Origin of the sequence: Actinoalloteichus hymeniacidonis (assembly GCF_014203365.1) — a bacterium.
Classification (GTDB): Bacteria; Actinomycetota; Actinomycetes; order Mycobacteriales; family Pseudonocardiaceae; genus Actinoalloteichus_A; species Actinoalloteichus_A hymeniacidonis.
On record NZ_JACHIS010000001.1, the window covers coordinates 680697 to 693470 of the forward strand.

The 12774-nt window shown below is 68.5% G+C and carries 9 protein-coding genes; 4 read left to right on the forward strand and 5 right to left on the reverse strand.

What is annotated here, in order from left to right:
• Nucleotides 1–194: 194 nt before the first annotated feature.
• Nucleotides 195–1742 carry an acyl-CoA carboxylase subunit beta gene (locus BKA25_RS03175; RefSeq protein WP_069854087.1) on the reverse strand — a complete coding sequence of 516 codons (1548 nt, stop codon included), beginning with the start codon at nucleotides 1740–1742 and terminating at the stop codon, nucleotides 195–197.
• 721 nt (nucleotides 1743–2463) lie between these two features.
• Between BKA25_RS03175 and BKA25_RS03180 the strand changes: the two genes are divergently transcribed.
• Nucleotides 2464–4059: a glycosyl hydrolase family 18 protein gene (locus BKA25_RS03180; protein ID WP_069852259.1), complete on the forward strand. Its 1596-nt coding sequence runs from the start codon at nucleotides 2464–2466 to the stop codon at nucleotides 4057–4059.
• Nucleotides 4060–4097: 38 nt separating this feature from the next.
• Here BKA25_RS03180 and BKA25_RS03185 read toward each other — a convergent pair whose 3' ends face one another.
• Complete coding sequence (locus BKA25_RS03185; protein ID WP_069854086.1) at nucleotides 4098–4703, reverse strand: TetR/AcrR family transcriptional regulator; 606 nt, start codon at nucleotides 4701–4703, stop codon at nucleotides 4098–4100.
• 221 nt (nucleotides 4704–4924) lie between these two features.
• Here BKA25_RS03185 and BKA25_RS03190 point away from each other — a divergent pair, with 221 nt between their 5' ends.
• Nucleotides 4925–5323 (forward strand): MerR family transcriptional regulator, encoded by a 399-nt coding sequence (locus BKA25_RS03190; RefSeq protein WP_069852258.1) that lies wholly within the window; start codon nucleotides 4925–4927, stop codon nucleotides 5321–5323.
• A complete protein-coding gene (locus tag BKA25_RS03195) occupies nucleotides 5320–6315 on the forward strand; it encodes an aldo/keto reductase (RefSeq protein WP_069852256.1) in 996 nt (331 codons plus the stop codon). The genes BKA25_RS03190 and BKA25_RS03195 overlap by 4 nt, the downstream gene beginning before the upstream one ends.
• 49 nt (nucleotides 6316–6364) lie before the next feature.
• Here the strand turns inward: BKA25_RS03195 and BKA25_RS03200 are convergent, their stop codons facing one another.
• The 3 genes from BKA25_RS03200 to BKA25_RS03210 form a co-directional block, all read right to left on the reverse strand.
• Nucleotides 6365–8071: a phospho-sugar mutase gene (locus tag BKA25_RS03200; protein WP_069854085.1), complete on the reverse strand. Its 1707-nt coding sequence runs from the start codon at nucleotides 8069–8071 to the stop codon at nucleotides 6365–6367.
• Between the two features lie 41 nt (nucleotides 8072–8112).
• Nucleotides 8113–8889 (reverse strand): purine-nucleoside phosphorylase, encoded by a 777-nt coding sequence (locus BKA25_RS03205; protein WP_157421455.1) that lies wholly within the window; start codon nucleotides 8887–8889, stop codon nucleotides 8113–8115.
• A gap of 208 nt (nucleotides 8890–9097) precedes the next feature.
• Nucleotides 9098–10930 carry a serine/threonine-protein kinase gene (locus BKA25_RS03210; protein WP_069854083.1) on the reverse strand — a complete coding sequence of 611 codons (1833 nt, stop codon included), beginning with the start codon at nucleotides 10928–10930 and terminating at the stop codon, nucleotides 9098–9100.
• A gap of 224 nt (nucleotides 10931–11154) precedes the next feature.
• Between BKA25_RS03210 and BKA25_RS03215 the strand changes: the two genes are divergently transcribed.
• Nucleotides 11155–12747 carry an acyl-CoA mutase large subunit family protein gene (locus tag BKA25_RS03215; RefSeq protein WP_069854082.1) on the forward strand — a complete coding sequence of 531 codons (1593 nt, stop codon included), beginning with the start codon at nucleotides 11155–11157 and terminating at the stop codon, nucleotides 12745–12747.
• Nucleotides 12748–12774: the final 27 nt, after the last annotated feature.

Sequence of the window (12774 nt, forward strand, 5' to 3'; positions counted from 1 at the left end):
GTAACGTGCGTGCCGGGGCGACCATGGGCGTGACCTCGACTGCGGCGCATTCTCGGTGGCACTCGCGATCGCGCCCAGGTTCGTCAGTCGATGCAGGACGGCGATCACCGCCGCGATCTCGTGTTCGTCGGCTCCGCCCGTGATGCGGATCGAATCCATGGCGGTCGACGAACTGGCGAATTCGGACAATGTGCTCATACCGGCGGGTTTCCATGCTTGCGATCGGCGAACTCCGCCTGCTTTCCGCGCAGCATTCGCAGTGACCTGGCGAGGATGGATCGGGTTTCCTGCGGTGCGATCACATCGTCGACCAGACCGCGTTCTGCCGCGTAGTACGGATGCATCAGCTGTTCCCGGTACTCGTCGACACGGGCGGCCCGCACGGCGGCCGGGTCGGTGGCCGCAGCGATCTCCTTGCGGAAGATGACATTGGCCGCGCCCTCGGCGCCCATCACCGCGATCTCGTTGGTGGGCCAGGCGAACGACAGATCCGATCCGATCGACCGCGAGTCCATCACGATGTAGGCGCCGCCGTAGGCCTTGCGCAGGATCACCTGGATCCGAGGCACCGTGGCATTGCAGTAGGCGTAGAGCAGCTTCGCGCCATGGCGGATGATCCCGCCGTGTTCCTGATCGGTCCCCGGTAGGAACCCCGGCACGTCGACGAGCGTGATCAGCGGGATGTTGAAGGCATCGCAGAGCTGGACGAACCGGGCGCCCTTCTCCGAGGAGGCGATGGTCAGCGCGCCTGCCAGCGATCGCGGTTGATTGGCGATCAGGCCGACGGTCTCCCCATCGATCCTGGCCAACGCGCAGACGATGCTGGTGGCCCACGACTCGTGCAGCTCCAGGTATTCGCCGTCGTCGACAAGCTCGACTATCACATCACGGATGTCGTACGCCCTGGTGGGATCGGCCGAGACCACATCGAGCAGTGCCTCCGAGGGGCGATCGGCGCGGTCGGGACACTGCACCCGGGGCGCGGGCTCCCGATTGTTCGAGGGCAGTAGGGACACCAGGTAGCGCACGTCGGCCAGACAGCTCTCCTCGTCATCGTGCACGAAGGTCGCGACCCCGCTGGCCGCATGGACGTCGGCACCACCGAGCCCGTCGTGACTGACGCGTTCTCCCGTCACCGCCTCCACCACGTCGGGTCCGGTGACGAACATCTGCGCGATATCGCGGACCATGAAGACGAAGTCCGTCAGCGCCGGGGAGTAGGCCGCGCCGCCCGCGCAGGGACCCAGCATGACGCTGATCTGCGGGATCACCCCGGAGGCACGCACGTTGCGTCGGAAGATCCCGCCATAGCCCGCCAGCGCGGTGACGCCTTCCTGGATGCGGGCGCCTGCACCGTCGTTGAGGCTGATCAGCGGGGCTCCCGCCGCTTCGGCCAGGTCCATCACCTTGTGGATCTTCGCCGCGTGCGCCTCGCCCAGCGAGCCGCCGAAGACGCGGAAGTCGTGGGCATAGACGAAGACCGTGCGGCCATGGACGGTGCCCCAGCCGGTCAGCACCCCGTCGCCCGGCGGTTTGCGCTCCTGCATGCCGAAGCCGGTGGCGCGATGCTTGCGCATACCCTCGATCTCGACGAAGGAGTCCGGGTCGAGCAGGAGTTCGATACGCTCGTGCACCAACAGTTTGCGACGGGCGCGCTGCCCCTCGGTCGCCTTGGCGCTCGGCCCCTCCCGGATACGCTCGCGAATCCGCTGAAGTTCGATAACCCGAGTTCGCGTATCCATTGCCGCGGTGGACTCGGGGAGTGTGACCCGTCCCTGGTCGACTATGGCGGGCTGGTCGGCCCTATCGTCGATCGTCGTCATCTTTAGTCGCACTCCCGCCAGATCGATCCGCCGTTGTCCGAGGAGTCCGGGTGCCTCTTTGTCTCGAAGTCGCTTCCCGGAAGCAGTCCGCAACCGTTCTTCGGCGGGCCGCCGGGCTCGTCGGTGTCGAGCCTTCTCGACGATGCCTTGGGTTGATCGAATCTCGTTCAAAGTCCGATGGGGATAACGCGCTCGGCTGCGGTTGCCGTCGATAATTCCTGGCCGGCGGTCCAGGTCGAATCGATCGAATGGATTGCCTGCAGACTGATTGCGGACAGAATTCATGTGATCGCGTCTTGGACGTCATCATAGGCGTCGCGGGTTCACGAGAGTGACCTAGATCTCTCTTGGTTTCGGTATCGCGACCGGGGAATCCGGCCCGGCATACGTCCGATGTGGACGCTAGGCCGATCGGGTGGCAGGCATGGTCTAGACCTTGACATCAAATGGTCTGAACCACATTGTCCTTCCATCGATCCGTGAGCATCGCACGCGTCTTCCGGTCGAGCGGCTGCGCGAACGCGCTCGGCGCAACACCTCTGCATCCCCGTCGACCGAGGAGCGCACCCGACTGGTCGGGCGACCTTCTCCCGCTCCAGGCGTCCTCGGTTCCAGCCGGTATGAATCGCGAGGAGTGTCCATGTCCAGACCTCGACGTCGATGGCAACTGCCCACACTTGCCGCCGCCGCTCTCCTGGTGGCCGGCGCCACGGCCGTCCCGGTGATCGCCCAGGAAAGCCCGGCCGAGCCCACGGCCCAGACTCAGCAGGAAGTCGAACCCCGCCAAGAGGGATACCGCAAGATCGGTTACTTCACCCAGTGGGGCGTCTACGACCGGAACTACCTGGTCAAGGACATCGACACCTCCGGATCCGCAGCCGCGCTCACGCACATCAACTACTCGTTCGGCAACATCACCGAGCAGGGCGAGTGCTTCCAGGCCAACCAGGCGGGCGTCGGTGACGCCTGGGCGGACTACCAGCGTCGCTACACCGCCGAGCAGAGCGTGAGCGGGGTGGCCGACACCTACGACCAGCCGTTGGCCGGCAACCTCAACCAGCTCCGCCAGCTCAAGGAGAAGTACCCGCACCTGCGGGTGCAGATCTCCTTCGGCGGCTGGACCTGGTCGAAGTACTTCTCCAACGCGGCCGCCACGGCGGAATCCCGGCGCGCGCACGTGGAGTCGTGCATCGACATGTGGATCCGGGGCAACATGCCGGTCATGGGCGGCGAGCCCCAGGGCGGCCCCGGCTCGGCATTGGGCGTCTTCGACGGCATCGACCTCGACTGGGAATGGCCGGGCTCCGAGGGTGAGGTCGGCAACGTGATCCGCCCCGAGGACCGGGAGAACTTCACCCTGCTGCTGCAGGAATGGCGTAGTCAGCTCGACGCCGTCGGCGAGGAGCACGGCAAGGAGTACGAGCTCAGCGCGTTCCTGCCTGCCGACCCGGAGAAGGTCGACCTCGGCTACGACGTGCCCGCTGTCTTCGAGGAACTCTCCTTCGGCACCCTGCAGGGCTACGACTACCACGGCGCCTGGGACCCCACGACCAACCACCAGTCCGGGCTGTTCCTCGGCGACAACGAACCGGGACCGCTCCAGGTCTCCGGTGAGATCGTGGTCGACAAGTGGCTCGCCGAAGGCGCGCCCGCCGACAAGCTCGTCCTCGGCGTTCCCTTCTACAGCCGGGGTTGGACCGGGGTGACCGGTGGCGGCGACGGCCTGCACCAGCCCGCCGCCGGACCCGCGCCCGGTCGGTACGAGGCAGGCATCCAGGACTACGAGGTGATCAAGGCGTCGGCGGGGAACTTCACGCTGCACCGTGATGAGCAGACCGGCCAGGCCTGGCTCTTCGACGGCAACACCTTCTGGACCTACGACGATGCGACCGAGATGACCCGCAAGGCCCAGTACGTCAAGGAACGCGGCCTGTCCGGGGCGATGATCTGGTCGTTGGACGGGGACACCCCCGACGGCGAGCTGATCGCGGCGCTGGACGACGAACTGCCGATCGGGCCGAACCCGCCCGGCGAGCCCGGTGACCCCGGTGACCCGGGAGATCCGGGTGAGCCCGGTGACTGCACGGTAGCCGCCTGGGATCCGGCCACCGCCTATGTCGGGGGTGCGACCGTCTCCTACGACGGACACCAGTGGCGCGCCAAGTGGTGGACGCAGGGCGAGACCCCGGGAACCACCGGCGAATGGGGCGTGTGGACCGACCTCGGTCCCTGCTGATCAACGCCTCGCCTGACCAGGCATCCGCCGATGTCTGGTCAGGCGCCCGCGTTCGGATGCCAGCCTCGAATGGTGGCGCGCAGTGCCTCGGGATAGCTCCGATCCGAGGACACTCCGGCCGGGATGGCCTCGTCCAACTCCAGTGAGACCATGCCGTGCACCTGTGCCCAGCAGGCGTAGGTGATCTCCTCGGCCGGGCGGTCCAACAGCAGTCCGGCGGCGATACCTCGGGCCACGGTCTCGGCCAGGGGCCGCATCGCCGCCGCCGCTGCCGCAGCCGTGGCCTCGTCCGGTTCGAGTTCGACGGCGCCGCCGCGATGGAACATGACCGCGTACAGATGCGGATTCGCCAGCGCGCTGCGGCGATAGGCCAAGCCGAGTTCCAGCAGGTCCGCCAACGGATCGCCGGAGAGCGGGACGGCTTCCAGCCTGGCGCGCAGCCGGTGGAAGGCCTCGATGTAGACCGCCCGCAGTACCGCGGCCTTGCTGCCGAACAACGAGTAGACCGCCGTGGTCGAGGTGCCGGACTGTGCGGCGAGTCTGCGCAGACTTAAGCCGCCCTGGCCGTGAGCCGAGATCAGCTCGCCAGCCTGATCGAGTAGTCGCAGCCGCAACTGATCGTCATGAACTCGGGGCCGGGCCATCATTCGAGGATAACCGGCAGTACTCGGTGCGTGACCGGTTCCGCCTGCCGTCAGCCCAACGGGTTCCCGTGGTCTTCTCGGTGATTGCCAGCGGTGAAACCGCAGGCAGGCCCGGTCGGCTCGACGTCGGCCGAGCAGTGCGGCCGTGATCGTGATCCCGCTTGGTCCGAATGGACGGAAGACTTGTGCTGGAGTGCACTCCAGCTCTTACTGTCACCGGCGTGAGTTACTCGATCGCCCAGGCGGCAGCGCATAGCGGGCTGTCGATCGACACCCTGCGCTACTACGAACGCATCGGTCTGGTCGACCCACCGGCACGGGACACCGCCGGGCGGCGAGCCTATTCCGACGACGATTTCCGCTGGCTGACCTTCCTGACCCGGTTGCGTACCACCGGGATGCCGATCCGGTTGATGCGCGAGTACGCCCGACTGCGTCATGGCGGTACGGCCACCGCGGCTCGCCGCAGGCAGATCCTCGCCGACCACCGACGCGACGTCGGCGCCCGGATCGAGGAACTGCGCGCGTGCGCGGCGGCACTCGATTTCAAGATCGAGAACTATGAGCGGATAACCCGCGACGAGGATTCGGCCCAGCAGGTTCAGGAGGCGACCGCATGACGGAGACCACGCTGCCCACGCGAGTGTTGGGCTCCCTGCCGGTCTCGGCACAGGGACTCGGCTGCATGGGAATGAGCGAGTTCTACGGCCAGACCGATGACGCCGAATCGATTGCCACGATCCATCAGGCGATCGAGCAGGGCGTCACCTTGTTGGACACCGCCGACATGTACGGGCCACACACCAACGAACGCCTCGTCGGCACCGCCATCGCCGATCGGCGGGATCGGGTCGTGCTGGCCACGAAATTCGGCATGATTCGAAGCGCGGACCCGCTGGCCAGAGGCGTCGACGGCAGTCCGAGCTATGTCCGCAGCGCCTGCGAGGCATCGTTGCGCAGGCTCGGCGTCGAGCACATCGACCTGTACTACCAGCACCGCGTCGACCCGAAGGTGCCGATCGAGGACACGGTCGGGGCGATGGCCGAGTTGGTCGCCGAGGGCAAGGTGCGCCACCTCGGCCTGTCCGAGGCGAGTGCGGCCACCATCCGCCGCGCCCACGCCGTGCACCCGATCGCGGCGGTGCAATCGGAATGGTCGCTGTGGTCGCGGGACATCGAGGCCGAGGTGGTGCCGACCTGCCGCGAGCTCGGCATCGGACTGGTGCCGTATTCGCCGCTGGGCAGGGGTTTCCTGACCGGTCGGTTCACCGGGACCGCCGACTTCGATCCGGGCGACTTCCGCACCGGCCAGCCCCGGATGTCGGAGGAGAACCTCGCCCACAATCTCGCCCTGGTGCGCGAGCTGCAGACGCTGGCCGCCGAACGCGCGGTCACCGCAGGTCAGCTCGCGCTGGCCTGGGTACAGCATCGGGGACCGGACGTCGTGCCCATCCCGGGAACCAAGCGGCGGCGCTACCTGACCGAGAACATCGCGGCCGTCGGCATCGAGCTGAGCGCCGAGGAACTGGCCCGCATCGAACGGGCGCTGCCCAGCGATCGGGTCGCGGGGGAGCGCTACCCCGAGATCGGCATGGGCCTGCTCGAAGGCTGAACCACCGGGGTGTGCGGCGCCCGATCATCTCGGGCGCCGCACGACGGCGTCAGGCGAGCAGCGCCGCGACCTCGGTGCGCAACCCAGCGAGCCGATCCGAGGCGCGTTGCCGCGCGGCGGCGATGGCCGGTGCCGAGGGGGCCGATCGCTCCGCGTCCGGGGCCTGCCCGGTCGGGTCGGTGTCCTGATCGGCCGAGTCGGCGACCTGCTCGACGATCTCCAGATATGCCTTGAGTTTCGGCTCCGTTCCGGAGGGTCGCACCACCACCCGCAGTCCAGCGCCGCGCAACACCAGCACATCGGAGCGGGGTGACAGGTCCTCCATCTCGACGGCGACCCCCGCGAGCGTGGTCGGCGGTTCGGCGCGCAGCGCACGCATCAACCTGGCGCCCGCCGAGACCTCGGTGAGGCGCAGCGAGAGTCCCTCGGTGAGGTGCACGCCGTGCCTGCCAGCCAGCTCGTCGAGCACGTCCCACACATCGCGGCCGGTGGCACGCAGCCCGGCCACCAGATCGGCCGCCAACACGGCCGCCGAGATGCCGTCCTTGTCCCGCACCGAATCCGGCGCCACGCAATGCCCGAGCGCCTCCTCGTAGGCGTAGACCAGACCCGTTCCCGAGCCGTCGCCCGCCCGCACCAGCCATTTGAAGCCGGTCAGCGTCTCGTCGTACCGCACACCGTGTTCGGCGGCCATCGCCTTGAGCAGCGAGGACGACACGATGGTCGTGGCCACCAGGGGATCGGGATGTCGACCGCGGTCCAGGGTGGACAACAGGTGGTGCGCGAGCAGCACCCCGGTCTCATCGCCACGCAGCATCCGCCAGACGCCGTCCCGGCCGCGTGCGCCGAGGGCACAGCGGTCCGCGTCCGGATCCAGCGCCACGGCCAGATCGGCCGAGCTCTCGGCAGCCAGCGCCAGCAGCTCGTCCACGGTCCCGGGCTCCTCCGGGTTGGGGAAACCCACCGTCGGGAACTCCGGATCGGGCGCCGCCTGGGACTGGACCAACCGGACGTCGGTGAATCCCGCGCCCCGCAACGCGGCCACCAGCGGTTCGCCGCCGACACCGTGCAACGGGGTGGCCGCGATCCGCAGCGCTGATCGATCGACCGGCCCCGATCCCGGCGCGGCGGGCCGAACCACTGCCGCAGCCGCCGCGAGATAATCCTGGACGAGCGATTCGTCGAGCACCGTCCGAGCGGGCGTGGTGCGCGACACCGAGATCGCCGCGCCGACCGCCTCGATCTCGGCCTCGATCTGCCGATCGGCGGGCGGCACGATCTGGGTTCCGTCGCCGAGGTAGACCTTGTACCCGTTGTCCTGCGGCGGGTTGTGCGACGCGGTCACCTGGACGCCCGCCACCGCGCCCAAGGACCGAACCGCATAGGCCAGCACGGGCGTGGGCAACGGCCGAGGCAGCACCCTGGCATCGAAACCCGCCGAGGCGAACACATCGGCCGCATCCTGGGCGAACTCCGCAGAGCCGTGCCGGGCATCCCGGCCGACCACCACGATGCCGCCGCCATGGCCCTGCTTGACCAGCCAGGCGGCCAGACCCGCCGTGGCCCGCACGACCACCGCGCGGTTCATCCCGTTGGGCCCCGCCCGAAGCGGGCCGCGCAACCCGGCGGTGCCGAAGGTCAGGGTGCCCGCCATCCGGTCCGCCAGCTCGGCGCGCGCGGACTCGTCGCCGCCCATCGCGCCTGCCACCACACGCTGTAGTTCCAGCTTCGCCGTCGGATCGACATCGTCGGCCATCCAACGGAAGGCCGCATCCCGATCCTGTGGCCGCAAGGCGCTCACAGGCGGACCACCAGCGAGCGCAACAACGCGCCCAGCTCCTCGGCCGCCTGCTTGCCCGCTTCCACGACCTCCTCGTGGTTCAGGGCCTCGCCGGTGATCCCGGCCGCCAGATTCGTCACCAACGACAGCCCGAAGACCTCGGCACCCGCCGCCCTGGCGGCGATCGCCTCGAGCACCGTCGACATACCCACCAGGTCGGCGCCCAGCGTGCGCAGCATCCCGATCTCGGCCGGTGTCTCGTACTGCGGCCCCGGCATGCCTGCGTAGACGCCCTCGGTCAGCGACGGGTCGATCTCCTTGGCCAGCGCCCGCAGCCGAGGCGAGTACAGGTCGGTGCAGTCGACGAACCGGGGTCCGACCAGCGGGGAGGCGGCGGTCATGTTCAGGTGGTCGCCGATCACCACCGGCTGGCCGACCCGCATGCCGTCGCGCAGTCCGCCTGCCGCGTTGGTCAGCACCACCGTCTGACAGCCGGCTGCGGTGGCGGTCCGGACGCCGTGCACGACGGGAGCGACGCCCAAGCCCTCGTAGAGGTGGATGCGGCCCAGCAACACGAGAACATGCTTGCCATCGACCTCCACGGACCGGATGGTGCCGCCGTGCCCCGCCACACTGGGGGCGGCGAAGCCGGGTAGGTCGCTCATCGGGATCTCGGCGGTGGGGTCACCGAGCACGTCGGCGGCGGGTCGCCAGCCGGAGCCGAGCACGATGGCCAGGTCGTGGTGCAGCAGGCCGGTCAATTCGGCCAGTAGGGCCGCTGCGGTACTGGCCAGCGCCGTCGGGTCGCTGATACCCGACCCGGTCAGCGGTGCGGTCGTCGCCGCCGGATTCGCGGCGTGGGCGATCGTCAGAGGATGTTCGGAGTCGTTGCCGGTCACGTCGTGGAGCTTAGAGCGACTCGGTCGGATCGTGGGCCAACCCCGGCTGTGGTGGCCGGTTGGTTCCCGTACAGGCGCGGCGGCAGGTGAAGGCGCGGCTGGGTCACCGCACCTGGAAGCTCTCCGAGACGTGTTCGTAGATCCGGCTGCCCGCGCCCTCGGTCTCGGTGGGCACCGTCACCGACACCACCCACAGGTCGTCGCCCCTGGGCAGCAGGTTGGCGAAGGTGCTGCGTCGGATCTCGCGTTGATCGGCGTTGCTGGTCAGCCCGACCTCCACCCGCCGGTAGCTGATGGATTGGTCCGGCTCGATCCCGCCCGGCGGGGCGGGGGATGTGGTGGCGCCGAGCATCAGCAGCTCACCGCTGCTGGACCAGGGCTGGCTGAGCGTGTCGATGTAGTCGGCCACACGCCCGTCCGGGTAGAAGTCGATGAGCCGCTGCACGGAGATCATCCTGCTGCCGTCCTCCGCCAGATACCGGTGTCGGATATCGGGCCCCAGCTCCGCCCTGCCCTGTTCGTGGAACGCGACCCATCCGCGTGGGATGTCCAGTGAGTAGCGCCCGGAGATTCCCTGGGACGGGTCGGAGTCGGTCGCGGTACCGGTGCGCTGTTGATACTGCAGTTCGCCGGAGAAGTCCTCGGCCCCGTCGGTCCGGTGCTCCTGGGTCGTCGACGGCAGGATCGCCTCCCCGCCGACGGTCCGGGCGATCGCGAATCCCCCGGCGGCCGCGCCCAGGAACAGCGGGACGGCCAGCAGCAAGGTCGCCAGCCTGCTGCCGCGTCCTCGGGTGCGCCGACGCGCACCGGTGTTCGTCCGGGGCACGCCGCTCGGCGGCGGGGGCACCGATTCCGGCCGGGCGGTGCCGAAGGGCAGCGGGCCTGGATCATGGGCCAACGGAGCGTCCGCGCCTGCGTCGCCCGCCGGATGGGTGTTGTCGAGCCGACGGATGACCACCGTCTCCGATTCGGCCGTGTCGTCCTGCGCGGCCCGCCCGGAGTGGCCGCCGCGTCCGGTCTCCCACGGAGCCCGCTCGCGGAACCCGGGCCGATCCGTCGAGTCCGGTGAGCGGTCCGTCGTCGTCTCGCCTGCGATCTCGTCGATCTCCAGCAGCGCGGAGATGCTCGCAGGCGACTCGGGGAGCAGCGGTTGCAGTCGTTGGCGGACCTCGGACAGCGGCAACCGCAGCGCGACGTCCTTGACCATCAACCCGCTGATCAGTGGGGCGAGCGGGCCACCGCAGGTCGGCTGGGGCACGGCACCGTGCACCACCTGGAAGACGGTGGCCACCGGATCGGCGTCAGCCGAGTAGGGGGCGTGACCCTCCACCGCCGCGTACAGGGTGGCGCCCAGGGCCCACAGATCCGCCGAGGTCGTCACCGCGCCGCCGGAGGCGACCTCGGGCGCGATGTAGCTCGGGGTGCCCAACATCAGGCCGGTCGCCGTGAGGGTGTTCTCCGCGACGTTGCGGGCGATGCCGAAGTCGGTGAGCTTGATCTGTCCGTCCCGCCCGACCAGGACGTTGCGCGGTTTCACATCGCGGTGGGTGATGCCCGCGCGGTGCGCCGCCTCCAACGCGGCCGCTACCGAATCGGCGACCCACGCCGCCTGTGCCTGATCGAGTGGACCGTGTCGGTCCAAGACCTCGCCGAGGCTGTTCGACGGCACCAGTTCCATGACGACGAACGGCTCGCCGTCCTGCCGCGCGACATCGAAGAGGGTGACCACGTTGGGGTGCGAGAGGATCGCGTTGGCCCTGGCCTCCCGCATGGTGCGTTCCCGCATCTCATCGGCCTCGGCCTGCGGGATCCCGGGTGGCAGAAGCACCTCCTTGACCGCCACCTGGCGGTGCAGGAACTCGTCGTAGGCGGCCCAGACGGTGCCCATCGCCCCTTGGCCGATGAGCTGATGCAGGCGGTAGCGTCCCGCGATCAAGCGCCCATGGTCGGAACGCGGGGTCTTACGCGTGGACACCGAGACCTTCTCCCATCGACTCCAGACCTCTACGTTGTACGTCACGCGGCCGCGAATTGCGGACCGATCGGTCGCGGGACACACCCGAGACTCCATGAAGGCTGCCAGGGTGCGCGGCACGGGGCCTCGCGCGATACCTGGATCCTGGGATCTCGACGGCGACATTCGAGAGAAAGGTTTCCATGATGGGCGGGGCGCGGCGGGCAGAATCCGGTTTCGAGGTCCGGTCGGTATATCGGCCCGATGACGTCGATGCCGAGGCGGCGGCACCGCCCGAGCGCGTCGGGGAACCGGGGAAGTACCCGTTCACCAGGGGCGTCTACCCCACGATGTACACCCAGCGCCCGTGGACGATGCGGCAGTACGCGGGCTTCGGCACCGCGACCGAGTCCAACGCCCGGTACCACCAATTGATCAAGGCCGGCACCAACGGGCTCTCGGTCGCCTTCGATCTCCCGACTCAGATGGGCTACGACTCGGACGAGTACATCGCGCACGGCGAGGTCGGCAAGGTCGGCGTGGCGATCGACTCGGTCGAGGACATGCGGACGTTGTTCAACGGAATCCCGTTGGGCGAGGTCTCCACGTCCATGACCATCAATGCGCCCGCGAGCGTGCTGCTGCTGCTCTATCAGATCGTGGCCGAGGAGCAGGGTGTCGATCCGGCGAAACTGACCGGGACGATTCAGAACGACGTGCTCAAGGAATACATCGCCCGCGGCACCTACATCTACCCGCCTGCCCATTCGCTGCGGCTGATCACCGATATCTTCGCCTACTGCAACGACGTGCTGCCGAAGTGGAACACCATTTCGATCTCCGGCTATCACATGGCCGAGGCCGGGGCCACGCCCGCGCAGGAGATCGCGTTCACCCTGGCCAACGGCATCGAGTACGTCCGAGGCGCCATCGCGGCGGGGCTGTCGGTCGACGCCTTCGCACCGAGGTTGGCGTTCTTCTTCGTCTCCAGGACCTCGTTGTTGGAGGAGGTCGCGAAATTCCGGGCGGCCCGCCGAATCTGGGCAAAGGTGATGAAAGAGGAGTTCGGCGCCACGAATCCGAAGTCGCTGATGCTGCGGTTCCACACCCAGACCGCCGGCGTGCAGCTCACCGCGCAACAACCCGAGGTCAACATGGTTCGCGTGACGATCCAGGCCTTGGCCGCCGTTTTCGGCGGTACTCAGTCGTTGCACACCAATTCCTACGACGAGGCCATCGCGCTGCCCACCGAGAAGGCCGCCCGGCTGGCGTTGCGTACCCAACAGGTGATCGCCTTCGAGAGCGATCTCACCGCGACCGTCGACCCCTTCGCGGGCTCCTACACCGTGGAGGCGATGACCGACGAGGTCGAGGCGGCCGCGCTGGCGTTGATGTCGAAGGTGGAGGAGCGCGGCGGTGCGGTGGCCGCGATCGAGCAGGGCTTCCAGAAGTCGGAGATCGAGGAGACCGCGTACCAGAACTCGCGCGAGATCGACGGCGGCGAACGGGTCGTGGTGGGGCTCAACCGTTTCACCGTGGACGTCGAGGAGCCCTACGAGCCGCTTCGGGTGGACCCCACCATCGAGGAGGCCCAGGCGGCTCGGCTGGCTGCCCTGCGTGCCGAGCGGGACGACGCGGAGGTGACCGCCGCGCTGGCCGAGTTGGTCGAGACCGCGAAGGGGACCGGCAACGTGCTCTACCCCATGAAGCGAGCGTTGGTTGCGCGGGCCACCGTCGGTGAAGTGTGTCACGCTCTGCGTTCCGTCTGGGGAACCTACGTTCCCTCCGAGGTCTTCTGATCGCACTCGACGGCCGGATTCATTGTC